The organism is Streptomyces sp. NBC_00872, assembly GCF_045161915.1.
GTDB lineage: Bacteria > Actinomycetota > Actinomycetes > Streptomycetales > Streptomycetaceae > Streptomyces.
Map to the genome: position 1 here is coordinate 8,484,646 of NZ_CP108806.1, position 25,786 is coordinate 8,510,431.

General features: G+C 68.9%; 26 protein-coding genes, 1 tRNA gene and 1 pseudogene. 15 read left to right on the forward strand and 13 right to left on the reverse strand.

Annotated features, from left to right (window positions below; translation table 11 throughout):
- The first annotated feature begins 26 nt into the window (after positions 1 to 26).
- Entirely contained in the window at positions 27 to 815 is a 789-nt protein-coding gene (locus OG214_RS36135) for a hypothetical protein (RefSeq protein WP_405987161.1), read from the forward strand.
- A gap of 102 nt (positions 816 to 917) precedes the next feature.
- Here OG214_RS36135 and OG214_RS36140 read toward each other — a convergent pair whose 3' ends face one another.
- Both OG214_RS36140 and OG214_RS36145 read right to left on the reverse strand, forming a co-directional pair.
- Entirely contained in the window at positions 918 to 2,012 is a 1,095-nt protein-coding gene (locus OG214_RS36140; protein WP_405987162.1) for a CDP-diacylglycerol diphosphatase, read from the reverse strand.
- 447 nt (positions 2,013 to 2,459) lie between these two features.
- A pseudogene (locus OG214_RS36145) lies at positions 2,460 to 2,767 on the reverse strand (IS5/IS1182 family transposase); the annotation flags it as partial.
- A 461-nt stretch (positions 2,768 to 3,228) separates the two neighbouring features.
- On the opposite strand from OG214_RS36145, the gene OG214_RS36150 reads away from it, so the two are divergent.
- From OG214_RS36150 to OG214_RS36160, 3 genes are all read left to right on the forward strand, one after another.
- A protein-coding gene (locus tag OG214_RS36150; protein WP_405987163.1) for an IS5 family transposase occupies positions 3,229 to 4,046 on the forward strand; the annotation gives its coding sequence in 2 pieces (ribosomal slippage) (positions 3,229 to 3,571 and positions 3,571 to 4,046; 819 coding nt in all).
- A gap of 75 nt (positions 4,047 to 4,121) precedes the next feature.
- Complete coding sequence (locus tag OG214_RS36155; protein WP_405987164.1) at positions 4,122 to 4,649, forward strand: hypothetical protein; 528 nt, start codon at positions 4,122 to 4,124, stop codon at positions 4,647 to 4,649.
- A 350-nt stretch (positions 4,650 to 4,999) separates the two neighbouring features.
- Entirely contained in the window at positions 5,000 to 5,449 is a 450-nt protein-coding gene (locus tag OG214_RS36160) for a hypothetical protein (protein ID WP_405987165.1), read from the forward strand.
- Positions 5,450 to 5,560: 111 nt separating this feature from the next.
- Here the strand turns inward: OG214_RS36160 and OG214_RS36165 are convergent, their stop codons facing one another.
- Complete coding sequence (locus OG214_RS36165; RefSeq protein WP_405987166.1) at positions 5,561 to 5,800, reverse strand: hypothetical protein; 240 nt, start codon at positions 5,798 to 5,800, stop codon at positions 5,561 to 5,563.
- Here OG214_RS36165 and OG214_RS36170 point away from each other — a divergent pair.
- The 5 genes from OG214_RS36170 to OG214_RS36190 all read left to right on the forward strand — a co-directional run bounded on the left by OG214_RS36170 (position 5,799) and on the right by OG214_RS36190 (position 10,151).
- Positions 5,799 to 6,893, forward strand: coding sequence for a hypothetical protein (locus OG214_RS36170; protein WP_405987167.1), 1,095 nt, complete (start codon positions 5,799 to 5,801; stop codon positions 6,891 to 6,893). The two genes, OG214_RS36165 and OG214_RS36170, sit on opposite strands and share 2 nt — an antisense overlap.
- 41 nt (positions 6,894 to 6,934) lie before the next feature.
- Complete coding sequence (locus OG214_RS36175) at positions 6,935 to 7,456, forward strand: hypothetical protein (RefSeq protein ID WP_405987168.1); 522 nt, start codon at positions 6,935 to 6,937, stop codon at positions 7,454 to 7,456.
- Between the two features lie 529 nt (positions 7,457 to 7,985).
- Positions 7,986 to 8,441 (forward strand): HPP family protein, encoded by a 456-nt coding sequence (locus tag OG214_RS36180; protein WP_363081789.1) that lies wholly within the window; start codon positions 7,986 to 7,988, stop codon positions 8,439 to 8,441.
- Between the two features lie 107 nt (positions 8,442 to 8,548).
- Entirely contained in the window at positions 8,549 to 9,106 is a 558-nt protein-coding gene (locus tag OG214_RS36185; protein ID WP_405987169.1) for a YceI family protein, read from the forward strand.
- 972 nt (positions 9,107 to 10,078) lie between these two features.
- Positions 10,079 to 10,151 (forward strand) — tRNA-Leu (locus OG214_RS36190).
- 284 nt (positions 10,152 to 10,435) lie between these two features.
- Here the strand turns inward: OG214_RS36190 and OG214_RS36195 are convergent.
- The 3 genes from OG214_RS36195 to OG214_RS36205 form a co-directional block, all read right to left on the reverse strand.
- On the reverse strand, positions 10,436 to 11,356 hold the full coding sequence (locus OG214_RS36195; RefSeq protein ID WP_363081791.1) for an NAD(P)H-binding protein: 921 nt from the start codon (positions 11,354 to 11,356) through the stop codon (positions 10,436 to 10,438).
- Positions 11,357 to 11,573: 217 nt separating this feature from the next.
- Positions 11,574 to 12,446 carry an NAD-dependent epimerase/dehydratase family protein gene (locus OG214_RS36200; RefSeq protein ID WP_405987170.1) on the reverse strand — a complete coding sequence of 291 codons (873 nt, stop codon included), beginning with the start codon at positions 12,444 to 12,446 and terminating at the stop codon, positions 11,574 to 11,576.
- 143 nt (positions 12,447 to 12,589) lie between these two features.
- A complete protein-coding gene (locus tag OG214_RS36205; RefSeq protein WP_405987171.1) occupies positions 12,590 to 13,483 on the reverse strand; it encodes a LysR family transcriptional regulator in 894 nt (297 codons plus the stop codon).
- Positions 13,484 to 13,682: 199 nt separating this feature from the next.
- Between OG214_RS36205 and OG214_RS36210 the strand changes: the two genes are divergently transcribed.
- Positions 13,683 to 14,528, forward strand: coding sequence for an oxidoreductase (locus tag OG214_RS36210; protein ID WP_363081794.1), 846 nt, complete (start codon positions 13,683 to 13,685; stop codon positions 14,526 to 14,528).
- Positions 14,529 to 14,579: 51 nt separating this feature from the next.
- Here the strand turns inward: OG214_RS36210 and OG214_RS36215 are convergent, their stop codons facing one another.
- The 5 genes from OG214_RS36215 to OG214_RS36235 form a co-directional block, all read right to left on the reverse strand.
- The gene (locus OG214_RS36215; protein WP_405987172.1) at positions 14,580 to 15,173 is read right to left on the reverse strand and encodes a DUF4396 domain-containing protein; all 594 of its coding nucleotides are present in this window, start codon (positions 15,171 to 15,173) and stop codon (positions 14,580 to 14,582) included.
- 169 nt (positions 15,174 to 15,342) lie between these two features.
- A complete protein-coding gene (locus OG214_RS36220; protein ID WP_405987173.1) occupies positions 15,343 to 16,002 on the reverse strand; it encodes a DUF305 domain-containing protein in 660 nt (219 codons plus the stop codon).
- A 90-nt stretch (positions 16,003 to 16,092) separates the two neighbouring features.
- Positions 16,093 to 16,494, reverse strand: coding sequence for a DUF6153 family protein (locus tag OG214_RS36225; protein ID WP_405987174.1), 402 nt, complete (start codon positions 16,492 to 16,494; stop codon positions 16,093 to 16,095).
- Between the two features lie 173 nt (positions 16,495 to 16,667).
- The gene (locus OG214_RS36230) at positions 16,668 to 17,777 is read right to left on the reverse strand and encodes a FecCD family ABC transporter permease (protein ID WP_405987175.1); all 1,110 of its coding nucleotides are present in this window, start codon (positions 17,775 to 17,777) and stop codon (positions 16,668 to 16,670) included.
- Between the two features lie 50 nt (positions 17,778 to 17,827).
- Positions 17,828 to 18,778, reverse strand: coding sequence for a FecCD family ABC transporter permease (locus OG214_RS36235; RefSeq protein ID WP_405987176.1), 951 nt, complete (start codon positions 18,776 to 18,778; stop codon positions 17,828 to 17,830).
- Positions 18,779 to 19,085: 307 nt separating this feature from the next.
- Between OG214_RS36235 and OG214_RS36240 the strand changes: the two genes are divergently transcribed.
- Positions 19,086 to 20,171, forward strand: coding sequence for an iron-siderophore ABC transporter substrate-binding protein (locus tag OG214_RS36240; RefSeq protein WP_363085701.1), 1,086 nt, complete (start codon positions 19,086 to 19,088; stop codon positions 20,169 to 20,171).
- A 154-nt stretch (positions 20,172 to 20,325) separates the two neighbouring features.
- Here OG214_RS36240 and OG214_RS36245 read toward each other — a convergent pair whose 3' ends face one another.
- Positions 20,326 to 20,910 carry a TMEM165/GDT1 family protein gene (locus OG214_RS36245; protein ID WP_363083009.1) on the reverse strand — a complete coding sequence of 195 codons (585 nt, stop codon included), beginning with the start codon at positions 20,908 to 20,910 and terminating at the stop codon, positions 20,326 to 20,328.
- A gap of 453 nt (positions 20,911 to 21,363) precedes the next feature.
- Here OG214_RS36245 and OG214_RS36250 point away from each other — a divergent pair, with 453 nt between their 5' ends.
- Positions 21,364 to 21,993, forward strand: a complete 630-nt coding sequence (locus OG214_RS36250; RefSeq protein ID WP_363083008.1) for a hypothetical protein — start codon at positions 21,364 to 21,366, stop codon at positions 21,991 to 21,993.
- A 34-nt stretch (positions 21,994 to 22,027) separates the two neighbouring features.
- Entirely contained in the window at positions 22,028 to 22,315 is a 288-nt protein-coding gene (locus OG214_RS36255; protein ID WP_363083007.1) for a hypothetical protein, read from the forward strand.
- Between the two features lie 219 nt (positions 22,316 to 22,534).
- Here the strand turns inward: OG214_RS36255 and OG214_RS36260 are convergent, their stop codons facing one another.
- Positions 22,535 to 23,512 (reverse strand): DUF2382 domain-containing protein, encoded by a 978-nt coding sequence (locus OG214_RS36260; protein ID WP_405987177.1) that lies wholly within the window; start codon positions 23,510 to 23,512, stop codon positions 22,535 to 22,537.
- Positions 23,513 to 23,910: 398 nt separating this feature from the next.
- Here OG214_RS36260 and OG214_RS36265 point away from each other — a divergent pair, with 398 nt between their 5' ends.
- Complete coding sequence (locus OG214_RS36265; RefSeq protein WP_363083006.1) at positions 23,911 to 24,975, forward strand: NAD(+)/NADH kinase; 1,065 nt, start codon at positions 23,911 to 23,913, stop codon at positions 24,973 to 24,975.
- Between the two features lie 81 nt (positions 24,976 to 25,056).
- Positions 25,057 to 25,734, forward strand: coding sequence for an ArsR/SmtB family transcription factor (locus tag OG214_RS36270; RefSeq protein WP_405987178.1), 678 nt, complete (start codon positions 25,057 to 25,059; stop codon positions 25,732 to 25,734).
- Positions 25,735 to 25,786: the final 52 nt, after the last annotated feature.

Consider the following 25,786-nt stretch of genomic DNA (forward strand, 5'->3'; position numbering starts at 1 on the left):
GGTGCGGTCGAACATGATGAACCACTGTGAGCGAGAATCACGACATGGCGATGGCCCGGCACTTGTACTCATCGGCTCCCGTTGTGGACGGTCTACCCCTGCTCGATGAGCCGGGATTCTGGGTCGCGCACCTCGCTGATCTGTGCGAGGGCTTCTCGCCGGAGGATTTCGGAGTGGACGCCGCCGACGCCGGCGCGATGCTGGAGCGGCTTCACGACAAGGCGGCGTGGCCGGCCTTCACTCTGCCTCTGACAGGCGGATTCGCCATCGTTGCGCATTACAACAGCGGTGAGGAGTACACGAGCACGGACTACTTCCTGACCCATCCGGAGTGGTTCGATTGCCTGACGCTTGCCAGCGATGACCAGGATCGGACCGGGCCGGGCCTGTGCTGGCCCGAGCTTGCCGCCCTGCTCCAAGCGCCGGGCGGGTCGGACGGGGTCACCGATCCCCACGCCCGGCTACTGCTGCTCCTCCCCGTGCTGGGCGATACCGGGACACCTCCGGAGGCCGTGGACATGGTGGTCGAGGCACTGAGAGCCTCGGGCGCCCCCGAAGGGTGCGAGCCGCTGGCCGGACGCCTGCTCGCGGGCCACCCGATGTGGGGTGCCGAGACGTGGTCGTTCGACGCCGACGAGCAGAGCTGGATCTGCGACGGCGAACACAGCCCACGCAAGACGCCTTTGGGCGAGGGCCTGCCCCAGGAAGCCAGAGCCGCGATGCAGGCATGCCTCACCCCCGTCGAGCGGGCCAGAACACACTCGGACGCCGTTGCTGATGGTCGTGGGGCTGCCGAGACGAGTGCTCATGCCTGAACGCAGGACATGCGCAACTGCGCCAAGGCGTCCCACGCCGAGTCGGGCGCGAACAGACCCGTTGACGTGCTGCGCCCGGGGCCGGCTGCCATCGAGTAGTCGTCAGCTGCTGTACACCAGCAGGTAGTCGCACGTGCTCGTGCCGTCGTGGAGGGACGTGTCGCTGTTGAGGACGTAGAAGGAACCTGCGAATCCGGTGGCCGTCATCTTCGGGACCACGATCATGGTCTGGTTCGCCATGCTCAGCGAGTTCGGGACCACCACGTTCCGGTACAGCAGCGTGAAGAGGTTCTGCTGGAGGTCGTGGAGCTTGAGGATGCGGTAGACGCGGTCGCCTGAACCCGCGGGCCCGGAAATGGGCGCCTGGTTGCCCGGGGCGGCCCATTGGGAGGGCTGGGTGGCCATGCGGCCCTGGGATTCGAGGTCCTGGAGTCGCCTCTGTGTGCTCGCCCTGATTCCGGCCATGTGAATGTGCAGCTGATTGTAGCGGCGGGCGCCCTGCGAGTTGATCCCCAGTCCAATATTCGGGTACTGCACGGGGACGCTTCCTCCGCTTCTCGCGTTCTCCCATGCTTCCTGCCAGTAGTTCGCCGCCGAGTTCATGTGGATGAACGGGCATTCAATGCCCGTGATCCGACACGAGGGGAGGAGGAGATAGTTGTGCGTATTCTCCGGTTTTCCGTGCAGCACGACGTAATTCGGGGTCGTCTTCAAGCAGTCGGGCCTGGGCTGCGGTGCCGGCGGGACGGTGCCCTGCGTGCAGTACTGGACGTCGTGCCAGAGCGGGTCGTTGTCGGTGGGCCGGCCGCAGAGGGACTGCATCTGAGAAGGCGGACAGGGGCTCGCGGGCCCACCGGGAGGAGGGGGTGGGGGGCACGACGGGTCGGGGGACGGTCCTCCGTGCGCCGGACTCGCCATGGCGGTCGTTCCCGCCATGACTCCCGCACCGGTCAGCAGCGCTGCGGCACCAAGGGTGCCCGAGAGCGCAACGAATTGACGCCGGGGAAATTCGTTCGCGTTCTTCTGATCGTTCATGCGTGTGATCTCCGATAGTGATGACCGCTGTCTGAATTTGGCGGCCATGAGCGAGAGGGCGTTTTCGCCCCGGTCCTTCGCCCTCGCCGATCCGTTCACAGAATAGGGATGTGGGACCGGATTACCCATCGACTGCACGGGATGGTGTGTCGGTTCCGCCATTGAGAGGCATTCCGTTTGCGGTATGGGTGCCGCTTCCCGTCGCCGGTAAAGAGTCGGCCGATGCCGAAAAACCGCCAAGCCCCGGAGTCCCCGGAGCCCCCGGAGCCTTCCGAGCCGGTGAACGTGCCCCCTCACATGATCGCCCGGACAAGTCCTGACTGGCGGGGCCAAGCGGACGCTCGGTTCGACGCCGGCTGCGGGAAGGCCGTGTTCCTACCTCGCCGGCGCGGCTTCCCCGTGATGGGGACGTCAGCACGCGGCTCTGAGACGATGGAGGCATGCGGAGGAAGGGTGGTCAGGCAGCGGCAAAGCCCTTGTGACGCCGCAGCTCAGGAGAGTGCTCCCCGCGCAGGCGGGGGTGGGTCGGCGTGGGTCTTCCGCCGACCCCATGAACGTCCCCCGTTTTCCACGCTCCGTCTCCCGGGCAGGATCACCTTGGATGCCATCTCATTTGGTGAGTCTGCGGTAGCAGATGAGGGTGCGGGCGATGCTGGTGAAGGCGAGAAAGTGCCTGGGCTTGCGTTCTTAGCGGTGGCGCGACGGCGGCACCCCGCCGGCCATGACGCTGTGCGTTCGACCACTCAGCGGTACCGGCCCAGTCGTTGCGAGGATTCGATTTCCTGGGGGGCGATGCGGGGCGTGATGCTACGCGCTCGCCCCATCACCCCGGGCGGTCGCAATCGTACGTAGCCCTTGTCGCCGTGAAGCCTGGCAGGCCGTCCGCAGCGGGACCGGATGGGAGGGATGCCACTCACGGGTCGCACAGAACAGCATCAGCCGACTCGAACAACCCGTCCTGCTCTGAATATGCGTGTTCCTTTGTCTGGGCACATGTGCAGATGAAGGCCCCTTGTGTGTACGCCGGACACCGGACCGAGTGATCGAGTTCGCCCCGCCGTTCGACGCAACGTTGAGGATCACGCCGGGGCACTCGGTGCAGCTATTCAGCGCGACCGGCAGGACTCGGACCATGGCAGGCCCTCTGTCGTTCGGTGGAAGCGCCCTCTACAGTCGCAACGAACGGCGGGGGAGCCGGATATGGGAGCCGGATTGGGGGAGAGAGGGATCATGGAGACAGCACAGCGCGTGATCCATCGGAGCAGGCTGTTCTCAAGGTTTCTGCTTGGACTCGTGAGCGCGACTTTGCTGCTTCTCGCGTACAGCTTAGACGATGTCTCACGTGGCTGTGTCGTGAGCTGCGGCATCATTGTTCTTTATGGGTGCTGATCTGTCGCAGCGGCTGGTTCCTGACGGGTTATGGGATCTGGTCGCGCCGTTGCTGCCGTCGTTCACGCTGCGTCGCCAGGGTGGCGGCACGTCGCCGCTGGACGAGCGGGCGGTGTTCACCGCCGTGGTGTACGTGCTGACCAGCGGGTGTGCGTGGCGGCATCTGCCGCCGACTTTCGGTGTCTCGCCGGCCACCGCGCACCGCCGGTTCACCGCCTGGACGAAGGCGGGTCTGTGGCGTCGGCTGCACCGGGCGGTGCTGGACGAGCTCGGCGCGCGTGGCGAGCTGGACTGGACGTCGGTGATCGTCGATGCCGCCTCGGTACGGGCGAAAAGGGGGGTTCGCTGACCGGCCCGAACCCGGTCGACCGCGGCAAATCCGGCAGCAAGCTGCACGTGCTGTCCGAGGCCCAGGGCATCCCCCTGGTGGTCGGCGCCTCCGGGGCGAACACGCACGACAGCCTGGCCCTCAAGCCACTCGTGAAGGCGATACCGGCCGTACGATCCCGGCGCGGACCGCGCCGCCGGCGCCCCGGCAAGCTCCGCGCCGACAAGGCGTACTACTCCGCCGACACCCTGTCCTGGCTGCGCGAACGCGGCATCATCGCCCGCATCGCCCGCCCGGGCATCGAGTCCTCCGAACGACTCGGACGCCACCGCTGGAAGATCGAGAGGTCCATCTCCTGGCTGTTCGGCTACCGCCGTCTCACCGTCCGGTACGAGCGCAAAGGAAGCCACTTCCTCGCCTTCCTCGGCCTCGCCGCCGCCCTGACCTGCTACAAGAAACTCGCCAAACTCACCACGTGAGACATCCTCTTAGTCAGGGAGAATCTGCCGGAGCGGCTGACTCAAAACTGGCCCTGGAAAGTCGAACTTCTCGACGTGCAGAGTGCGATCACGGCAGTGCTCGCCACTGTGGGAGCCGCTCTGGCCCGGGCCCAGTACGCGCAGACCGTCAGGCCGGTGCTTGGGTATACCGGCCGCGCCGTGGCCGGCCTGGCCCCGAATGATCAGCTCGCCTGGGCGTGTCATTTACTGAATGGTGCGCAGGATGTCGCCGTCACATCAGAGGTGAGCTACTGGGTTGTCTTCACCCCAGCGGCTTTATCCGACTCCGCCTCGGACTCAACTCATTGGGGGACCTCTCAGGAGGCGATCGCGTCCATGGAGACGCGGGGTCTCGTACATCGGGAGGATTTCGAGTTGAACTTTATTGGACAAGGCCGACCGATCCCCGCGCAAGGCAACCTATTTCTGGGATGGTTGACCGAGAAGGCCATGCGAGAGGTTGAGAACGTGTTCGTCAAAGTGCACGTCGTCGATCGTGTCGGCGATACTCACGAACGCGTAGTCAACTTGTTGAGAGGTGCCAACCGCACGCCCCGCCATCCGGACGCGCCACGGTTCTAGGAGCAATTTCATGTGGGTCGCCCCACCGCCATGAGGTATGGGGGGGCTCGGACAGGAGCCATCCGATGTTGGGACTCCATTCTGAGCCCTGAAACGGTGGCGAACGGTGTGGCCCGTGTGTCCGGCTGTCGGACGGCCCGGGTGGTCCGGACGGCCCGGACCGCTCGGACCGGTGGGTCCGTCCTCGTCCAGGGCGGCTGACGGCGGTCTCCGCAGGGGCGAGGGTCTTCGGTCTCTGGTCGATGAGCACTCGTACGGCGTGTCGGGCTGGGCTCGCGGTCATGGCGGTCAGTGAGGTGCAATGGGCTCGGATCGGGTCCGGAGGCCGGCGGCGGGACAGGGGTGCTGGGGTGGGGACGATTCTCAAGGGCATACGTCGCGTTCGGTGGGACGAGTTGGAGCATGCCTATGGCTCCGCGGCGGATGTTCCCGGTGTGCTGTCGCGGATCGCGTGGGGCGATGTCCGGACGAGTGAGGCGGCGCTGAGCGAACTCGCTCTGTGGATCGGTGAGCTGGCTGTCTTCGACGCGACTGTCGCCGCTGTGCCGTTCCTCTGGGACCTCGCGGTGAGTGAGTCCGTGACGTGCCGGGCCGGGGTGATCGAGTTGCTGCGGTCGGTCCTCGAACACGGCAACCCTCCGCAGGCGACGGTACAACTGGAAGCCCACCACGCCGTGCTGAGTCGCAGGCAAACGGCGGACCGGCTCGCCCATGACGATGATCCGGTGGTGAGGGGAGCGGCCCAGGACCTGCTGTCCGCGATCGACAACCACGTGTGTGAGTCGTGCCGTTCGGTGTGATGGAAGGGCACGACCGTAAACCGGCGCCGACTCGCCCACCGCTCGGGACCGCGGGACGGAAACCGCTCGGTATACGGGAACTGGTACGGCACCCACCCCACGCGCCCCGGCTCAAAATGTCATGATTTCGATCTGGATCCATCCCTCGACGGGGCGGCTCACCTCCAGGGCACACATCGAGAACTGCAGCCGTATGTCCGGGATCATGCCCATGTACGCCGCCATGAGTTGCCAGGGAGGGGTGCCCTGGCCCGAGACGTTCCGTAAGAGTGCCACCGCGTCCGCCGGGGAGAGCGGCGGGAGCACCTGTTGCGCCGCCGTCCGGTCGGCCCGCGGTGTCAGCGCGCTCATGAAGGAACGGGCGACGTCGAGCGCGAAGGGGTTCGCCCCCCCAGGGCGGGCCAACGGCCCAGCTCTCGCGCAGTCGCAGCGTCGCGCGGGCGACGCGGTCACGGTCGTCGCACTTCAGCTCCAGCGTGATCTCGTCCTGGAAGCCGCCGGTGGACAGACGCACGGTGCGGCCGGAGCCGTCGTCATCCTCGTCGTCCGCACCAGTGACTTCATGGACGCCGAAGAAGGACCAGAACTCGGATTCCCTCAACTCGCCGTAGCCCAGCGGGCCCGGCTCTCCGCCCGCCTCGGCCCAGAGACCCGGCCAGATGTTGACGCCGACCAGCACCAGTGCGAGTTCGTCCTCGGTGACGGACCAGCCGTGCTCGCCGTGCTCCTGGGCGTCGACGCCCGCCGTGTTCTGGTGCCGGCACAGCAGCGAGTCGCCCGGCCAAGGGTCGTGGTAGACGAACCGGTTGCCCTCGTGGCCGGTGAGTGTGACGACGTGACCGGAGCGTCCGTCGTGCACGAACGCGACGACGCCGCTGCCGCCGATCTCGAAGAAGCGGCGGAGCCGGTGCAGCAACCGAGGCCAGGGAAGCGTGACGACGGTGGGAATGGATTCCGTTCCCTGACGCGGGCGTCCTTCGACGAGTACGCACACCATCGGGATGCCGAACATCGTGTTCGTCAGATGCCAGCTCTGGCCGATCGTACCGCCCCGGTCACCCGAGCCGTACAACGCCGGGTTTTCCCGGCGCAGTTGATACGCGGCCTGTTCCAGCGCACGTACCCAGCCGATCCGGTCATCATGACTCTCAGGATCCAGCCGGACGGTTATGGACCGCTGGGACGTGACCGCCGGCCCGGCCTGGTGGTTGAGCAGGTCCGGTATACCGGCACCGGTGTCCCCGTAGACCTCAGGTGTATCGGTGTCCCCGTCGCGCCGGGAAGCACCCATGCGATCGCGCCATCGCCGCCACGCTCCCATGGTGAGGAACGTACCGGCGTAGCATCGGTCCCACCATGGCCGATCAGGGACAGAGGCTCCTCGCTCACCAAGTGCCCGGGTGTCCACACTGCACGCGCCGCCACTGCTACGCCTTGCTCATAGGCCGACGCGAAGAGCCGTTACTCTTCGCGGGCACACAGGAGATGACGGTACAACTCCTCTGCCCCGAGACCCGCCGGAGCTTCGAGAGCCGGATCACCATCGGGTCCAACGAGCGATTCCTGCGGATCGCGGACCCTCACGCCGCCGACCACGTTACGGTAGCCACCACCGCCGACACGGCGGACACGGAGTCGGCCGAGTGGATGCGCTCCTCGCGCCAGACCGCCACCGAGTACTGCAGGACAATGCTGACCGCCTCCTCCGGTGCCGTTCCGGTGTACTTCGCCCTGCTGCAATATCTCAACGTGTCGGCCCTCAACGGTGGTTGGACAGCACGTTGGGCCGCCGTACCCGCTCTCTTCTTCGTCCTCGCGGCAGCAGCCTTCGCTCTCGCTCAGCGTCCGCGCCTCGTCCAGCTCGCCGACAGCTCGGCGGCGGCCTTCGACGTACTGCGCCGCTCCACACTGCGCCGTATCGACCGGCTGGCACGGTGGGGCACCACACTCTTTCTCATGGGCACCGCCGGCGCGCTCGTTGCCTTCGTCGCTCTGCTCGGCGAGTAGCCGACGGCATCGCAACTGGGTGATGTCAAGGGGATGTCAAGACGAGTGCGCATGCTGAGCCGTGTGGATCGGCTCCGGACCACCTTCATCCGTGGCGGTCAGTATTCAGCCACCGCGTCGGCCTCCGGAACGCGTGACACCACAGCGTGTGACCTCGTGTGACCTGACTGGCCCCCATCACTCCCGGCGATCAGCTGTTGTTCGTTCCAGGTCCCGCCCGCTTTTGATCGACGGCGTCGATCGAGCGATCGAAAGGCGGACTTGGACAGTCGGCGGCCGGGGACATCAGGCTGCCGGGTGTGTTCCCCGTCTTCACGGACGACGAGCCGCCGTGGGCCGGAAACGGGGACGGTTCTGGAGTTCCCGTGCTGATTCCGTCTGCCCTGCGGGCGCTTTGCCGCCGCAGGCCTTCACTCCGGGCAGGAGTACCACACTCATGACATATGTCCAAGATGCCGGAGGTGAAGACCTTCCAGCCCGCCCGGCGAAGCAGCCTCCGGCGCGGAGGGGGAAACCCGCTGAGCCACGTGTGCCCGGTCGTACGGTCGCGTGGGCGGCCGGCACCACGTCGGTCGGGCTGGCCGTCCTGGTAGGCGTCGGAGCGCTCACCCACCAGACGGTACTGATCCCGCCGCTCGCGGCCACGACGGCGATCGTCACCGCGACTCCCGACTCACCACTCGCGCAGCCCCGCCATGTCATCGGCGGCCACATGCTGGCCTGCCTCGTCTGTTTCGGGGTTCTCGCCCTCGGCTGGCACGGTCCCTGGGCCGCCGCTGTGGCCTGCGGTGCGGCCTGCGGACTCACGCTCGTGCTCAAGGCGGCCCATCCGCCGGCCATGGCGACCGCGGTCACGGTCATGCTCACCGACCCGCCTGCCCACCGCTTCGTGCCCCTGCTGGCCGCCGGCGCGGTGCTGCTCGTCCTGGTGCAGATGGTCTCCTCCCGTCTGCGGCGAGCGGTCTACCCCACCTCCTGGTGGTGAGCGGAGACCACTCGCGACCCCCCTGTGCTAAGGGCTGCCCCGTAATCCCCGGCGGGCGCGGCGGCATCCGCGCCGCCGACTCGGAAAGTCGGATCTAAACTGAAGTGGTGGCTGTAGCAGCAGGCGAGTACGAGATCGGCCCGGAGACCGGCCGACTGCTCCTGCGGGTCTTTCGCGAGGGCGTGGCCGCGAGGATCGGACATGATCTGGTCATCGAGGCCACCCGGTGGGAAGGCTACGTCAGCCTACCCGCGGACACGGGCACCGCCGCCCAGCCCACGGTCACCGTACGGATAGACCTGGGTACGCTGGAGGTCCGGGAGGGCACCGGCGGCGTGAAGCCGCTCAGTGACGGTGACAGGCAACAGATCCGGCGCAACATGCGCAAGGTGCTGCGAACAGACCGTCACCCTCACGCGGACTTCACCTCGACCCGTGTGGAACTCCACGACGGCAGGGCGACCGTCGAGGGTGATCTGACCTTGACCGGACAGACGCACCCGCAGCGACTGGAGATCCGACAGCGGGACGAGGACACCCTCACCGGCGCCACGACCCTGGTTCAGTCCCGGTGGGGCATCAAGCCCTACTCCGGCTTCTTCGGCGCGCTCAGACTCCGCGACGCGGTCGACATCGAGTTCACCGTCTCCCTGTCGGCGGGCTGATCCGGTCTCCCTGTCGGCAGGTTGATCCAGCGGACACCGTGGCGTGTACGGTCGGCCACCGTGACAGTGGATCTGGGGATCATCGGGCGGGCGGCCGGGCTGTTCGCCGTGACCAACGGCGACGACATTTCGGCCCGTCATCGCCAAGGCCCTCAGCCGGTGGGGGCACATCCTGCTGCCCCTGGTCCTGATCGCCATCGGGCTGCTCATCCTGATCGAGGGCGGCGCATTCGGCCTCTGATCCGTCGGCGTCGCTGAGGTCAATCAATCAGGGCTATACGGGGGCGTGTTGGGCATTTGGGGTAGGCAACCGGCCGCCTACCGGCCGACGCTACGGCGCATGCAGCCCGCCTCGTCACGCGATTCCCTTACCGGGCGAGCGTCACATCCACCCGTCTGTTCGGAGACTGAAACAGCGTCTCATTCAGCCGCAACAACGCCCGGCGATCAGCGCGTTGACCATAAGGGTGGGTAACCGCCCGGCGAGAATGTAGCGTTCCTTAATTCTGTCTTCAAATCTTTTCGCTTGTCTTAATTCTGGCTTCGGGGCATCGTGCGATCGGGAACACCGAGACGGGGTCCGCGACTTCGCGGGCGGGACCGTGGTGCTCACGGCGTCGCACCGGAACACAGGTCGGCGTCCGGCGCCGCGGGCCCGGCTCCCCGCCCCGGCCGTTCCTGTCAACGACCCATTGGAGCGCGCGCCCGACCGATAACACGGAGCATCCGCATGATGACCGAAGAAGCTTCCTGTACCTGCCAGACAGAGATCGCCGCCCGTCTGGTCCCGGCAGGGTGACCGCTACGACGAGATCGCCCCCGGTGAGCGGCCGTCGACCGGTCCTGCGGACCCGGACGTGACGGCCGACGGTGTACCCCGTCCGTCCTCGCATCAACTCGCCCACCCAGTAAGGCCGCTGACGTCGGTGCCAGGCCTTGGCTGATGTTCGGCGGTACGGACTCCACCCCCCCGCCCGGGTGGCGCAGCGGCAGACGCAGCCGCCTTAAAAGCGGAATCCCGCGGGTTCGAATCCCGCCCCGGGCACGCACCTCGTGAACCACGCACCCCCCGAATTGCGCACCCCCCGAACTACACACCGCCCGAACCACGCACCTCGTGAACCGCGCCCCCACGCGATCGCAAGATGACCCGCGTGGGGGACCCCAACAGCCCGGACCGACGGGCACATCGCGCCACTGACGAACGCCACTGACATGCCGGCCGTAGCCTTCGGCCCGGACGCGTGACCCCGCCGGGTCGACCGTGCTGCCTGCCTGCCTGCCTGCCTGCCAGTCAGCCAGCCAGCCGGACCGCGGACCGTGGACCGGTCACTCGGCCGTCGAGAGGCGGCTGTTGCTGAGCACGGCGTCCTGCCAGCTCAGGGGAGGGTGACCGGTGATCTCCTCCACATCGCGGCTGACCCGGTCGTATCTGTTCGCCGCGTGCAGTCGCGCCATCGTGGCAACGTGATCGTGCAGATGCTCCGGGAGGCGCAGGGCTCGCAGCTCGTTGTCCTCCCATTCGTCGAACGGCACATCCGTGTAGGTGATGGTCCGTCCCAGGGCGACGGACCATTCCCCGGCGATCTCTGTCATGTCCCGTGACGTGCCACCGGTGAGTTCGTACACATGCCGTGTCCGGTCCGCGGGCCGGCAGAGGAGCGTGGCTACCGTCTCCGCCACATCCTGGGCTGCTACGGGTGAGGTCCGGCCGTCGCCGAAGGGGAGACGGATGCTGTCGTACTTCGCCACGGAGGCGGCCGCCACGATGCGGAAGAGGGGATTCTCCATCATCACGGTCGGCCTCACATGCGTCACAGGAAGCCCCGACCAGTCGAAGACCTGCTCGGTGAGCCAGTGCTGACGTTGCTGGTCGGATTCGCCGGTGCTCGCCGGACTCATCTGCGAGACGGTCATCTGGGACATGTCGAGGAGGAGATCCAGACCGCCGTACTCGCGCGCGGCTACTGCCGTCGTCGCCGCCGCCTCCAGATATTCCGGCGAGACGCTCAGCGAGAAGAACGCCCGCTCGCAGCCGTCGAGAGCGGCGAGCACATCGGGGGCGCGCGTCAGATCCCCCACGACGACCTCGGCTCCCGTGGTCCGCAACGCGTCGGCCCGCTCATCCTCCCGATGGACCAGCGCGCGAACGGATCTCCCCTGTTCGCGGAGGAGCTCCACCACCCGGCGCCCTACCGCGCCCACGGCACCGGCCGCGCCGGTCACCAGGAACTTCGGTTCGCTGTGCATGAGTACCGCCTCTTCGAGGTGTGCGTCGTCCTGACCAGCACACCACGGTGGGGCGGGGCACGCGCGGACGTCATGGCCCGGATGGCACCCCTGGATGCCACGGTCCGGGGCGCCTCCCGTGGCACAGCACCGGAATCCGGATCGGCGGACCCGCGCGGTGAACAGTGTGTTCGCGCGTTTTCAGTGCGCCGCGCGTGATGAGCGCGTCCGCGCGTGATCAGTGCGTCCGCGCGAGGTCCGCGAGAGCGTCCAGCCGGGTCGGTGTCCAGCCGAGTTCCTTGCGCGCACGGGCGCCCGTGAACTGCTGGTCGAGGGCGAACGCCTCGGCGATCGGGCCCAACCGGGCCTCCGCCTCCGCCAGCGAGAGGGAGGTGATACGTCCGGCACGGCCGACACCCTGCGCCACGGCCTGGACGATCCGGGACAGCGGGATGTTCTGGTCGCTCACACCGGCGTAGACGGCTCCGGCGGGCGCGTTCAGGGCCAGGACATACAGTTCCGCGACGTCGTCGACATGGACGAGTGCCCAGTGGTTCCGTCCGTCCCCGATGGACAGAACCGTGTTCCCGTCGCTCCCGGGGTCGACGAGGAATTGCTTGATGAGACCTTCTCCGTGGCCGTAGACCAGTCCCGGCATCACCACCACCGGCCGGCTTTCTTCCGAGGCCCTGGCCAGGACCTGTTCTTCGTTCTTGAGCCGCCAGGAAGTGAGCAGTGGCGGATTCAGCGGCGCGTTTTCGTCCGCGACGCCATTCGTATTTCCGTAGACCCATACGCCACCGGTGTGTACGTACGTTCCGCGCTCTCCCAGACCGTCCAGCAGCGCCTGTGACGCCGCGGCGTCGACGGTCGCGGTGTCGTCGCCGTAGTGCTGTCCGAGATGGATGACGCCGTCCGCCCGGCTCGCCGCCGCGCGCAGCGTCTCGGTGTCGGTGAGCCCACCCATGACCGGGGTGGCACCCAGGGATTCGACGAAACGCGCGGCCTGATCACTGCGCGCCAGGGCCGTTACCCCGATGCCCTGACGGATCAACGCTTTGACGGTAGCTTTGCCCACATAACCGGAGCCGCCCGTGATGAATACCTTCATGGGGATCGGAATCCTTTGCCGGTCGAGTATCGCTCGATTCGAATCTCTTACGTATTCGACTGTGCCGGGATACCTGCGGCGCTGTCCAAGACCTGATGCGGCGTCTGTGATACCCATAGGGCATCAGCCGTCGGCGGCTGCCGTCACTGTCCGTCGGCACTCGCTCGCCCCGACTCACCGCCCGAGCCGACGGCGATTCCGACGTACTCCTCGACCAGTCCGTGATGACGTCCGTTCGCCCAGGCCAGACAGACATGGCTGGGAGGAATGTCGTTCACCGGGACATAGCTGATGTCCGGGCGGGTGTAGAACATCGCGGCGGACAGAGGCAGTACGACGACGCCGCGTCGAGCGGCGACATGTTCGAGTTTCTCCTCGGTCGTATGGATCAGGGGCTGACTCCACCGCTCCCGGACGCCCCGGGCCGCGACGATGTCACGCCACTCCGGGACCGCGTCGGGATTCTGGAGCAGACGCTCGTCCGCGAGGTCCGCGATGCCGACACTCTCCTTGCCGGCCAGCCGGTGGTTGCCCGGCAGTACGACGACCCGCTGTTCGGCCAGCAGCGGTACGGTCTCCAGCCCGGTCGGATCGACCGGCATCCGGACATGGCTGACGTCCACACGCCCGTCGCGTACGACATCGGCCTGGTCCTCCCAGCTTGTGCGCACCACCTCGATGTCGAGGTCGGGATGGCGGGCGGCCAGCGTCCGCACGGCATCGGTCACGATCAAGCCGGGCATGAACCCCACGGTGAACGTATCGGCGACACGCGCGGCCCTGACGGCTCTGCGCCGCATCGCCGCGGCACTCGCCAGCAGCGGGCGGGCATCGGCGAGGAGCTGCTCACCGGCGGGGGTCAGTTCCGTGCTCCGCCGGTCACGGCGGAACAACTGGACCTTGAGCTCGCTTTCGAGCGCCTTGATCTGACGCGACAGCACGGGCTGTGCGATATGCAGTTCCTCGGCCGCGCGGCCGAAGTGCAACCGCTCCGCGACGGCGACGAAATAGCGGATCTTCCGCAGGTCGACGTCCATGGGCGCCTCCACTCACCGTGATACCCCCAAGGTATCACCGGGTCCTCTCGGCGGCGCGGCCTCACCGGGCTCGACGGCTCCGACGAGCAGTCGGCCGTCACGCCCGCCATGCTGAAAGTCCCGGCCGCGGAGCGGGCACGCGCGGGACCATGGCCACGGCGGCGGCGGTGCCCAGGACAGAATGGAGGTCGTCATGACCATGAAGGTGTGGTTCATCACCGGTGCTTCCCGAGGATTCGGACTGGAGATCGCGCGGAAGGTCCTCGACGGCGGAGACGCGGTCGTCGCGACCGCCCGCGATCCACGGACCGTCCATGACGCACTGCCGGAAGGCGGGGACCGGCTGCTGGCCGTGCCGCTCGATGTCACGGTCGAGGAGCAGGCGCGGCAGGCCGTCGATACCGCCATGGAGCGTTTCGGCCGGATCGACGTCCTCGTCAACAACGCGGGTCGCGGACTGCTGGGGGCCGTCGAGGAGGCGTCGGCGGACGAGGTGCGGGCGGTCTTCGAGACCAATGTCTTCGGTCTGCTGGCCGTCACCCGCGCCGTACTGCCGGTGATGCGCCGGCAGCGCGCCGGCCGGGTCATCAACATCAGCTCGGTGGGCGGCTTCTCCGCGGGGACCGGCTGGGGGGTGTACGCCGGGACGAAGTTCGCGGTCGAGGGCCTGAGCGAGTCCCTGCGCGCCGAACTGCTGCCTCTGGGGATCCTCACGACGGTCGTCGAGCCGGGGGTCTTCAGCACAGATTTCCTCGACGCCAGCTCACTGCATCGTGCGGGACAGGCCATCGCCGACTACGCGGAGACGGTGGGCCGTACCCGCCGGTGGGCGGAGGAGAGCAACCACGCCCAGGAGGGCGACCCGGTCAAGGCCGCCGAGGCCATCGTGACCCTCGCCGCCATGGCCGACCCGCCCAGCCGCCTCCAGTTGGGAGCCGACTCCGTGGAACGGGTCCAGGCCAAACTCGACCTGGTCGCCGAGGAACTCACCCAGTGGCGCGAACTGGCCCTGTCGACGGCCCACAACGGCGGTACGGGATTTTAGTGCCCGGTGAGGCTGTGGTCCCTGTCCGGTGATCTTCACCGGACAGGAGACCTAGTGGTACGCGTGGACCACGGCGTGGCCCTTGCCGCGGGCGATCAGCCATCGGTTGACCGGTACGGTGAGGACGAAGGCGACGGCGAGTGAGAAGGCCAGGGCGCCCCAGAAGAGAGCGCTGCTCAGACCCGCGTGCATGGCGCCGGGGACGGTGAGCATCACGGTGTTGTCGATGATCTCCATGACGGCGATGGAGACGGTGTCCGCGGCCAGGGCCACCTTGAGCGCCTGACGCACGGGCAGTCCGGCGGCGAGAACGCCCCGTATGGTCAGCGCGTAACCGAAGACGAACGCCAGGGCGATGGCCAGCGCGATGGTCGCGCCGTTGGTCAGACCGGCCGCCGTGCCGATGACCATGCCCAGGACCTCGCCGATGGCGCAGCCGGTGAGGCAGTGGAGCGTGGCCTGGGCGGCGACGCGCCAACTGGCGCCCCCGCCGGAGCCGCCGGGACTGCTGGAGCCGCTGGAGCCGCTGGAGCTCTCGGAGCCACCGTGCCCGGGACGCTCGCTGTGTGTGAGGTGCTCGCCATGTCCGGGACGCCCGCTGTGGTCGGAGTGTGTCCGCGGCTGGTGCGTGTGGTGGTGGTCCATGGCGAAACCCTCCGTCGGATGTGATCTGCCCGTTCGCGTTCTCCCATCCGAACCGTATACCCCCTAGGGGTATTCCGGGAAGCCGCCCGTGTCCGAGAACCGGGGGCCGCGCCTCGGGCACGGCCCCCGGCCGGGACGTCGTGTCACCGGTCCCGGGACGGTCTCCCGGCTACCTGTCGAGGAGCCCCTTCATACGGGTGATCTCGGCGCTCTGGGAGGTGACGATACGGCCGGCCATGTCCTTGGCGGCCTGGTTGGCGCCCTGGGACTGCTCGGTCCTGGCCATGGTGACGGCGCCTTCGTGGTGCTTGACCATCAGCTTCAGGAAGGCGGTGTCGAAGGCCGCGCCGGACGCGTCCTCCAACGTGGACATGTCGTCCTCGCCCATCATTCCGGACATGGTGTGCTCGGAGTGGTCCGCGCTGTCGGCCGGCACCTGCTCGCCCCAGCCCTTCAGCCAGCCGGACAGGGTCTGGATCTCCGGGTCCTGCGCCTTCTTGATCTCGGCGGCGAGCGTCATGACCTCGGCGGCGGAGCCTCGGGTGGTGGCCAGATCGGCCATCTCGATCGCCTGCCGGTGGTGCGGGATCATGCCTTGCGCGAACGCCACGTCCGCGGCGTTGTGCGCCGTGTCCGGAGCCGGTGCCGACGCCGACGGTGAGACCGACGAGGAGGACGAGCCGTTGCCGTGGCCGGAGTGTCCTGAGCGTGCCGTGGAGCTTTCGTCGTTGCCGCCGCACGCGGCGAGTGCCAGCGCGGTGCCGGCCACGGCCACGGCGGTCGCGGTCCTGCGGGCGAGATGACGGGTGGGACGACGGAATGAGGTCATGGTGAAGCGACTCCTGTGCGAAGAAGGGGGGATGAGGGCATGCCAGGGGCGGCCGACGGCCCGAGGAACGGGGTCGGCCGCGGGGCGGGCCTATATGCGCAGGAGTTGCAGTTCGCTCAGGGACGGTGGGGCGCGGTCGTCCGGCGCCGCTCCCGGCGCCTGCCGCGGCGCGGTCGCCGGATCGGCGGGGCCGGAGGACAGGGATGAGCCGGCCAGCGCGGACAGTGCGGGCCCGGTGCTCGTACCGGCCGCCGCGCAGGTGCCGTCCGCGTGATCGAGGTGGCCCCCGCCGTCATGACCCGGCAGCGCGCAGTCCCGCGCCCCCGCCGGCATGACATGGACGGACGACGGCGTGGTGTGCGAGGCCGTCGTCGTCATGGCGACCGGTGCCAGACCGTGCATCGCCAGCACTCCGGCCACCATCGCCAGCACCAGCAGCGGAAGACCCCGTACCCGCCGGGGCCGGTTCACACCGCTTGCTGGCCATCTCATGCGCTCATCGTAAACACCGCACGGCTCACCACCTGATCCGGGGAAACCCGGGCGCGTCCGACGTGGCGCGTTCGCCCCACGAGCGGCGACACGTCACAGGGCGCTCGTGAAGTGATGTGACGCCCGGTCACCGTGGGCGGTGAAGCCCGGTCACCGTGGGCGGTGAGGCCCGGTCACCGCGGGCGCGCCTCGCCTCTCTCCCTCGATAGCAGCCACAGCAGATAGACCCCGCCGAGGGCGCCGGTGACCAGTCCCACCGGGATCTGGAACGGGGAGAGAAGACGCTGGGCCAGCAGATCGGCCGTGGCGAGGAGAAGCGCACCGGTGACCATGGCCGGTCCGATCGGGGCACCGGGCGACCGGGTGAGCCTGCGGGCGAGTTGCGGGGCCGCCAGCGCGAGAAAGCCGATGGGACCCGCGACGGCGATGGCCGTGCCGGCCAGGGCGACACCGAGCAGCAGGCCGGCCGCGCGGACCCGCGCGACGTTCACCCCGAGCGCGCCGGCGGTGTCGTCCCCCATCTCCATCAGCCGCAGCGGCCTGCCGACGGCCAGGGCCGCCGCCGCGAGGACCGGCAGGGCGAGGGCCAGCGGGGTGACCTGCGGCCAGGAGACGGCGTTGAGGCTGCCGAACGTCCAGGCCTTGGCGCTCTCGGCCGACTCCAGATCGGCACGGGTGATGAGGTAGTCGTTGACCGACGCGAGCATGGCGCCGACGGCGATACCGGCGAGCACCAGCCGGTTGCCGGAGACTCCGCGCGAGGCGGTGAAGCCGTAGACGGCCGCCGCCGTCACCAGTCCGCCGAGCACCGAGCCCGCGCCGACCCCCACCCCCGCCGTGCCGCCGCCCACCAGGATGACGACGAGCGCGCCGCTGGTGGAGCCGGTGGTGAATCCGATGACGTCCGGGCTGCCGAGCGGATTGCGCGACAGACTCTGGAACAGCGCGCCGGACAGCCCGAGCGCGGCCCCGACCAGGAGCGCGGCACAGACGCGCGGCAGCCGCTGGCCGACGACGATGAACCGGTCGGTGCCGGAGCCGCCTCCCATGAGTACGTCGAGGATCTGGCCCGTACCGATCCGGTAGGTACCGGTGAACATGGTGAGCGCCCACACCGCCGCGCAGGCCAGCAGCAGTACGGTCATGACGGCGGCGGCCCGTCCCGAGTAACGGAGCGCGAGCCCGCCCGGGAGCCGTAGCACCCGGGCTGATGCGGCGGCGTGACGCGTGGCGCCGCGGCGAGCGCCGGTGCGGCGGGGAGTTGGACCGTCCTGGGTACTCATGTCCGCGGTTTTCATGTCCGGGGCGTTCACGTCCGGGGTGTTCATGGCGTTCACGAGGAGACCGCCCTGCGACGGACGACGAGCCACAGCAGCGCGGGCGCACCGATGAACGCGGTGACGATACCGACCTCGATCTCGCCCGGGGGAGCGATCACCCGTCCCGCGATGTCACCGACCAGGAGCAGAATGGCGCCGCCCGGCAGGGAGAAGGCCAGCAGCCGGCGCAGATCGGGTCCCAGGACCAGCCGCAGGACATGCGGAACGACCAGTCCGACGAAGGCGATCGGCCCCGCGGCCGCCGTCGAGGCACCGCACAGCAGCATGATCGAGAGAAATCCGGCCGCGCGGACCCAGGACACCCGGAGCCCGAGTGCCGCGCCGGTCTCGTCGCCCAGCGCGAGGGCGTTCAGGGAGGGGCCGAGCGCGAGCGCGATCAGCGTTCCGACGACGACAAAGGGGACGGCGGCGGTCAGTGCCTCCGTACCGCGGTTCTCCAGCGAGCCCACCACCCAGAACCGGTACGAGTCGAACGCGTCCGTGTCGAACATGGTGAGGATTCCCGTACAGGCGCCCAGACTCGCCGACAGCGCCGCCCCCGCCAGTACCAGCCGGGTGTGATGGTGGCTCCGGGCGGCGCCGGAGGTGAGCGTGTAGACGAGCAGGGCGGCCAGAACGGCCCCGGCGAAGGCGAACCAGACATAGCCGGACACGCTGGTGACCTGGAACCCGGCGATCGCGACCACCACCGCGAAGGAGGCGCCGGAGTTGACCCCCACGATCCCCGGCTCGGCGAGCGGATTACGGGTGATGGCCTGCATGACGACCCCGGCCAGGGCGAGCGCCGCGCCGACCGCGACGGCCAGAACGGTACGGGGCATCCGCAGCCGCCGGACGATGATGGCCTCCGGACTTCCGTCGTCACGCAGCAGGACGCGCCACACGGTCTCCAGGGGGATGCTCCGCGCGCCGACTCCCAGACTGACCAGGACGAGCAGCAACACGACACCGAGACAGACCACGAGCGCGACGAACAGCCGCCCGCGCCGGAGTCCGCGTTCGCGCGGACCGACGGCAAGCGAAGTACCGGCAAGCGAAGTACCGGCAAGCGAAGTACCGGCAAGCGAAGTACCGGCAAGCGAAGTACCGGCGGTCGGAGCACCGGTGGTCGGGGCACCGGCCGGAGGCGGGACCGTCGGCTCGCCGTCCGGCGGCTCCCGGTCCGCGGAGCGCGTACCTCCGGATGTGTGATCTATCGCATCACCGTCATACCTACTCATCGACACTTAGGGAAGCCTAAGCTAATCACTCGTGTACCGCTTCCGTGATCTTCATCTCAATGCTCATCTCACCCGCGTCGTCAGCGGGTTCGCCGTGGCCGGCGCCCTGCTGCTCAGCGGCTGTTCCGCCGACTCGGCCGACTCGGCCGGTTCCGCCACCGCCACGTCGGCCGGCAAGGGCGCCGCCGCGCCCTCGGCCGCCTCCGTCCACACCGCGCCCCGTACCGTGCCCAAGGGCATGGGAAGCGGCAAGCAGGACGGCGAATTCCCGCGTACGGTCGGCCACTTCGAGGGCAGGACCACCATCGGCGCCGAGCCACGCAAGGTCGTGGTCATCTCCACGGGCCAGGCCGACGCGCTGCTCACGCTCGGCACCGTGCCGGTCGGCTCGACCCGGGGCGACGGCGCGGATCTCGTACCCCGCTATCTGATCGAGGACTTCCCGCAGGACGCAGCCGCGTTGGCGAAGGTCGTCGATGTGGGCTCCCGGGTGGACCCCGATCTGGAGACCATCGCCAATATCAAGCCCGATCTGATCCTGATGAACACCGCGGGCAAGAACGCCAAGGGTCTCTACACCGCGCTGAGCGAGCTGGCGCCCACCATCGCCACCCAGGGCACCGGGCTCTACTGGAAGCAGGACTTCCTGCTCGTCGCCGACGGGCTGGGCAAGACCGAGCGGGCGCGGTCGGTCCTCGACGAGTTCCACGCCGACGCCGTCGCACTGGGCAAGGCGCTCGACAAGCCGGTCACGGTGTCCTTCCTGCGGCTCAACGGAGACCGTCTGCGGGTCTTCGGCGTGCCCTCGTTCACCGGCGGTATCGCCGAGGACGCCGGGATCGGACGGCCCGAGAGCCAGCGCTTCGACGAGACGTCGGAGGACATCAGCAACGAGCAACTCGACCGGGCCGACGCCGACTGGCTGTTCTACGGGGTCCAGGGAGCCGGGTCCAAGTCCTCGGCGCTCACCGGGGCACCGCTGTGGCCGACCCTGTCCGCCGTTGCCGGGAAGACCGCGATACCGGTCGACGACGACGCCTTCTATCTCAACACCGGCCCCACCGCGGCCCGTGACGTGCTCACCGTGCTGACGGAGCACCTGGCCCCGAAGGGCTGACCCGCCCGGGACAGGCCGTGGACCACGGGACAGGCCGTAACCACGGGACAGGCCGTGGACCAGGATCGGCCCCCGCCCGGGACAGGGCGGGGGCCGACGCGTTTCCGGTGCCGCGGTGGTACGGGCCGTCAGCCCATCGCGGCGGTAGGGGCCGTCAGCCCACGAAGATCTCCACGACGGACCAGACGGCGAGGCCGAGCATGCACAGCCCGCCGATGCGCTGGACGGTCTTGAGGGGGACACGCGTGGCGATGAAACGGCCCGCGAGCAGCGCCAGCGCGGAGACGGACATCAGTGCCGCGGCCGAACCGATCGCGGTCGACCAGGTGCCGTTGCTCGCGGCGAGATTGGCGGTGGTGATCTGGGTGAGGTCGCCCCACTCGCTGATGAACACGGCCATGAAGGCGGTCGAGTAGATCGGCCAGAACCCGGTGACCGTCTTCGTCCGGGTCTCCTCGTCCTCGTCGTCGCCCCCACCGCGCAGCAGCATGAAGGCGCCGAAGGCGAACAGCAGCGCGGAGACGAGCTTGACGATCCAGCCGGGGAGCAGTCCGATCAGACTGCCCGCCCCGACGGCGATGGCGACATGGACGATGAACGCCGTCGACGTACCGAACCAGACATAGAGCGGACGCATACGCGTACCCATGGCCAGGGACGCGAACATGGTTTTGTCGGGGAGCTCCGCAAGGAAGATCAGCCCGAAGGCGGTGAGGATCGCCAGGGGGTCGAGAGACATTCCGGGTGGCTTTCTCTGAGGGCCGGACCCGGGTCTTCGTGAAGCGCCGTGAGGAGCAGGAGGACCACTCGGCCCGGCACGACGGTGCACCCGTGGGACACGGGTACGTCAATGCCTGACCGAAGGTCTCGCCCGCCCGCCGTATCGACGGGCCCGGCCACCGGGAACCCTGGGGTTCCAGTGTGTCGACGACCGGTTCGCGGGGCTACTCCCCTTCGCGGTCACCCACAGTACCCCACCCCCGGAAGAGTGACGGAAGCCGGTACGGCGGTGGGCCGTCCGGCCCGCCCCGCGCCGCCCGCACCACGGGTGCACGGGTGCCTTCACCATGGCCGTACGCCGGACGGCCCTGTCCGGTGGCCCGTGATCCGGGTCTGTCGTGTAGTGGGTTCAGTGGCCGCGATCTGGCGGTTGGAACGCTGCCCCCTGGGCGGCCGGATCTGAGGAGCCTGGATGAGGACGAACATCAGGACAGCCACCGCCGTGGCAGCCGCCGTGCTGTGTGCCGCCGCGTTCGCCGGATGCTCGGACAGCGGCGACAGCGGCTCCGAGTCCCGGGCCGAGGCACCCGCCGATTTCGCGGCGGCCTCGCCCACCCCCTCCGGGTCGGTGAGCCCCTCGGTGAACGCGTCGGACGACGTGGGCACGATCTCCGCCAAGAGCGGGCCACTCGGAACGATCCTGGTGGATGACAAGGGGCGTACGCTCTACCTCTTCGAAGCCGACAAGACCAAGGAGTCCACCTGCAAGGACGGCTGCGCCAAGGCCTGGCCGCCCGGACTGGAGAGCACCGGCACGCCCAAGGCCGGCACGGGCGGTGTGAAGCAGAACCTGCTCTCCACCACGACCCGCAGCGACGGCACCAAGCAGGTCACGTACAACAACCACCCGCTGTACCGGTTCGAGGGCGACAAGAAGCCCGGCGAGACCAACGGCCAGGGTCTGACGGCCTTCGGCGCCAAGTGGTACGTCCTCGACGCCGCAGGCAAGGCCATCACCACGCCGGTCTCCAGCACGAGTCCGAGCGCGAGCGCGAGTGAGAGCGCCGGCGAGAGCGCCAGCCCCAGCTCCAGCGACTACTGACCGCCGTCGATGGGTCCGACGGCTCGGAGAAGTCATGCCGCGCTCGCACGGCACCGGCCGGGCACCACTGGCCGCGATACTTGCCGCCGTCCGCGTGACCGCCCTGGTCGGCTGTTCGAACAGCAGCAGCGGCGGCGGCAAGTCGGCCCGCTCCACCACGGCTCACCCCCGCTCGGCCCCCCGGTCCGGCGGTGGACGGGATCAGGTCACCATCGACAGATCCGCCCTCCCGCCCGACGCCCCCAGCGCCCTCTTCGTCGCACCGGGCGCGAGGATCACCGGGACCAGCCGTGACCCGCGAGGACGACATCGCGTGCGCTGACGGGGCTTCAGCCCTTCGGCCGACGGCCGCCCGCCACCGATGTCCTTCCTCATCCGACGACTCCCGCCAAGACTCCGAATCCGGCGCCTCCGACGCCTCTGACGCCTCCGAATCCGACGCCTCCGACGACCATCTCGTCACCGCCCGGACGTGCCTGGCCCCCGCCGGCCACACACGTCGTGGGGGCGGGGGCACGCAGGTCCTACGTCTCGGTGCGTCTCAGTGCCGGGGTCCGCGCTTGCCGCCGAAGTCCTGGCCGGTCTGGTCGGTGTCGTACTCGATCTGCTCCTTGCGGACGTCGGCCGAGACCTCCTTCTGCTCGGTGACCTTCTCCGTCTCCATGCGCACACGCTCGACGGGAACGGTCTCCTTGCTGATGACCGGCTGCTCGGCGTGGAGAATCACCTCGGTCTGGGCCTCGCTGATGGGGGAGCGGCCCATACGGGGACGGTCCTCCGGCGCGATCGCCTCATGGATGACCCGGACCTCCTCATGGCTGAGCGGCACGGAGGCGGTCACACTCTCGGTCACGACCACCTTCCGCAGCCGCGCGTGCCCGACCTCGTGCTCCTCGGTGCTGATGTGGAGCTGCTCCTCGGACCGGATGAGTTCCTCGCCCATCTCCTTGCCCTCACCGGACTCGGCTCCGCGCATCCCCGCCATGGGCCGTCCCTGGCCTCCCGCGGCGGCCGAAGCGGGCTCCGCGGGCATCGCGGCGCCTGCGGACATACCGCCGCGCGCTCCCGTGCCCGTACCCGGTCCGGTGCCCATCCCCGCTCCGGTACCCATGCCCGCCGCTGTGCCGGTCCCCGTCCGTGTCCCCGCCGTCGCGGCGGCGGTACCGGTACCCTCGGCCATGCCCAGCCCCGCCCCCGTGGTCGCCAGGCCGTAGTGCTCGTAGAGCTGCTTCTCCTGACCGGGGTCGAGATGCTCGTCGGCCGCCAGACGCGGTGCGTCCTTGACGGTCTCCTTGGCGTAGGGGACATGGATGTCCTCGCCGGCGCGACGGGCGCCGGTGAGCGGGACGAGACTCTCGTTCATACCGAACAGACCGGTCTTCACGGTGACCCACTCCGGGCGGCCCGTGCGGTCACCCACATAGACCTGGCCGACGTTGCCGATCTTGTCGCCTTCCTTGTCGTACACGGGCAGCCCCGTGAGCCTGCTGGGGTCGTTGAACACGCCATCGGCTGACATCAGCGATCACTCCTCGCGTGGGGGAAGCGCGTCTGCGGGATTGGCCCCTCACGGTCAGGCGCGCACGACTCCATCGCGCCTCCGTCCTGGTCCGGTGGCAACCGGGGGAGACCCGGGGGCTCACGCGGTTTGGCCCCCGTTTGGCGTCCGGGCAGCGTTCACGGGGGATGGCGTCCCGTTTCGGATATCCGCCATTCGGGTGAATATTAGGTAGTTGATCCGGATTTTTTCGCCGCCGTCCCTGGTAGTCCTTCACCGGCAGCCCTTCACCGCGGGGACGGCCCGGATTCCGGACGGACGCGTGCGGGACGAGCGCCGGGCGATGGCCGGGCGAGGACCGGGCGAGGACCGGACGAGCGGTACGGATCCGTGAGGTACGGAGTACGGAGAGCGCGAACATGGCTGTGAAACGTATCGGTCTCGTCGTCCACCACGGCCGCGAGGAGGCCGTCGAGGCGGCCCGTGCCGTCTACACCTGGTGCGGCGCGCACGACATCCCCTACAAGGAGATCGACGTCTGGAAGGCGCACGAACCGCGCCACGGCAGCCAGGAGGAGGCGTTCTCGGCGGGCAATCCCGATCTCGTCGTCACCCTCGGCGGCGACGGGACCTTTCTGCGCGGTGCGCGGATCGCGGCCGAGAACGGCGCCGCCGTGCTCGGGGTCGATCTGGGCCGCGTCGGCTTTCTGACGGAGGTCCCCGCCGGACAGGTCACCCGCGCGCTGGACGCCGTCCACGAGGGGCGGGCCACGATCGAGGAACGGATGACCCTCACCATGCGGGCCTCGCGCGCGCTGGAGATGCCGTCGGGGGTGGAGGCGCTGCTCCGCTACGGACGCGGTCCCGCGCTGCCGCCGCCGCATGTCCGTCCCGACACCGCGGAGGGCGGGGGCTGGGGGGTGGCCCTGGACATCATCGCCGTCAACGATGTCGTACTGGAGAAGCTCGCCCGTGACCGGCAGGTCAATCTGGGGATCTATGTCGCGGGCCGGCTCCTGGCCTCGTACTCCGCGGACGGGATCATCGTGGCCACCCCCACCGGCTCGACCGCGTACAGCTTCGCGGCCGGCGGTCCGGTGCTCTCCCCGCACATGGACGCCGTGGTCTTCACACCGGTGGCACCGCACATGACCTTCGACCGCACGGTCGTGGCCGCTCCCGACGAGCCGGTGGCCGTGCGGGTCCTGCCTCATTCGGGGGAGGCGGCGCTCAGTATCGACGGCCAGCTCCGGGGGGTACTGGATCCGGGGGACTGGGTCGGTGTGTACGGGGCCCAGTACCGGCTGCGGCTGGTCCGGCTGGGTCCCACCGACTTCTACACGAGGCTGCGCGAGCGTTTCCGGCTCGCCGACGCGCCCGCCACCGCCCCCGACGGGGAGTCCTCCCCGCTCTTCCGGCCCGACAGCCCGGTCCCCGCCGATCTGGCCCATCTGCGGCTGCCGCCCGCTCCGTCGCACTCCTGACCAATCGTCCCGCCGGCGGTCCTCTCACCGACAGCTGAATCAGTCTGGACAAAAATAGTTGTCGGTGAATAGGGTGAAGCCATGTTGGACGTGACCGTGATCGAGGACGCGGCGGCGGCAGCCGTCTCGCTGGACCCCATGAGGGCCCGGCTGCTCGCCGAGCTGGCCGCCGGACCCGCCTCGGCGACGATGCTCGCCGGACGGGTCGGGCTGCCCCGGCAGAAGGTCAACTACCACCTGAAGGCACTGGAGCGGCACGGACTGGTCGAGCTGGCCGGTGAGCGCAGGAAGGGCAATGTCACCGAGCGGCTGATGCGGGCCACGGCGGCCTCGTACGTCATCTCGCCGCTCGCCCTGGCCGCGGTCCAGCCCGACCCGGGCCGCTTCCGTGACCAGCTGTCCGCGCGCTGGCTGCTCGCGCTCGCGGCACGGCTCGTACGGGACGTGGGCGCCCTGATCACCGGGGCGACGAAGGCGCGCAAGGGACTGGCGACCTACGCGCTCGACGGCGAGGTGCGCTTCGGCTCGGCGGCCGACCGCGCCGCGTTCGTCGAGGAGCTGACCCGCGGCATCGGCGCGCTGATCGCCAAGTATCACGACGAGCATGCGGAGTCCGGCCGTGACCACCGGATCGTCGTCGCGCTCCACCCCACCGTCAAACCCGCCGGCGCCATGACAACGGACGGCGGCACGCCGCCGGACGGCGCCGCGCCGACCGCCATCGGCACGGGCCCCGCCCCTGTCGAAGAGGTGTCATGAGTAAGACAAGCGTTATGAGTAGGACAAGAAAGACAAGTACGTCGTCCATGCG

Excerpts from the sequence above, each read along its gene's own strand:
- OG214_RS36140 (WP_405987162.1), bottom strand. The coding sequence starts at position 2,012 with ATGGCGGAACCGACACACCATCCCGTGCAGTCGATGGGTAATCCGGTC.
- OG214_RS36170 (WP_405987167.1), top strand. The coding sequence starts at position 5,799 with ATGAAGGAACGGGCGACGTCGAGCGCGAAGGGGTTCGCCCCCCCAGGG.
- OG214_RS36165 (WP_405987166.1), bottom strand. The coding sequence starts at position 5,800 with ATGAGCGCGCTGACACCGCGGGCCGACCGGACGGCGGCGCAACAGGTG.
- OG214_RS36175 (WP_405987168.1), top strand. The coding sequence starts at position 6,935 with ATGACGGTACAACTCCTCTGCCCCGAGACCCGCCGGAGCTTCGAGAGC.
- OG214_RS36195 (WP_363081791.1), bottom strand. The coding sequence starts at position 11,356 with ATGCACAGCGAACCGAAGTTCCTGGTGACCGGCGCGGCCGGTGCCGTG.
- OG214_RS36200 (WP_405987170.1), bottom strand. The coding sequence starts at position 12,446 with ATGAAGGTATTCATCACGGGCGGCTCCGGTTATGTGGGCAAAGCTACC.
- OG214_RS36205 (WP_405987171.1), bottom strand. The coding sequence starts at position 13,483 with ATGGACGTCGACCTGCGGAAGATCCGCTATTTCGTCGCCGTCGCGGAG.
- OG214_RS36210 (WP_363081794.1), top strand. The coding sequence starts at position 13,683 with ATGAAGGTGTGGTTCATCACCGGTGCTTCCCGAGGATTCGGACTGGAG.
- OG214_RS36215 (WP_405987172.1), bottom strand. The coding sequence starts at position 15,173 with ATGGACCACCACCACACGCACCAGCCGCGGACACACTCCGACCACAGC.
- OG214_RS36220 (WP_405987173.1), bottom strand. The coding sequence starts at position 16,002 with ATGACCTCATTCCGTCGTCCCACCCGTCATCTCGCCCGCAGGACCGCG.
- OG214_RS36225 (WP_405987174.1), bottom strand. The coding sequence starts at position 16,494 with ATGAGATGGCCAGCAAGCGGTGTGAACCGGCCCCGGCGGGTACGGGGT.
- OG214_RS36230 (WP_405987175.1), bottom strand. The coding sequence starts at position 17,777 with ATGAGTACCCAGGACGGTCCAACTCCCCGCCGCACCGGCGCTCGCCGC.
- OG214_RS36245 (WP_363083009.1), bottom strand. The coding sequence starts at position 20,910 with ATGTCTCTCGACCCCCTGGCGATCCTCACCGCCTTCGGGCTGATCTTC.
- OG214_RS36250 (WP_363083008.1), top strand. The coding sequence starts at position 21,364 with ATGAGGACGAACATCAGGACAGCCACCGCCGTGGCAGCCGCCGTGCTG.
- OG214_RS36255 (WP_363083007.1), top strand. The coding sequence starts at position 22,028 with ATGCCGCGCTCGCACGGCACCGGCCGGGCACCACTGGCCGCGATACTT.
- OG214_RS36260 (WP_405987177.1), bottom strand. The coding sequence starts at position 23,512 with ATGTCAGCCGATGGCGTGTTCAACGACCCCAGCAGGCTCACGGGGCTG.
- OG214_RS36265 (WP_363083006.1), top strand. The coding sequence starts at position 23,911 with ATGGCTGTGAAACGTATCGGTCTCGTCGTCCACCACGGCCGCGAGGAG.
- OG214_RS36270 (WP_405987178.1), top strand. The coding sequence starts at position 25,057 with ATGTTGGACGTGACCGTGATCGAGGACGCGGCGGCGGCAGCCGTCTCG.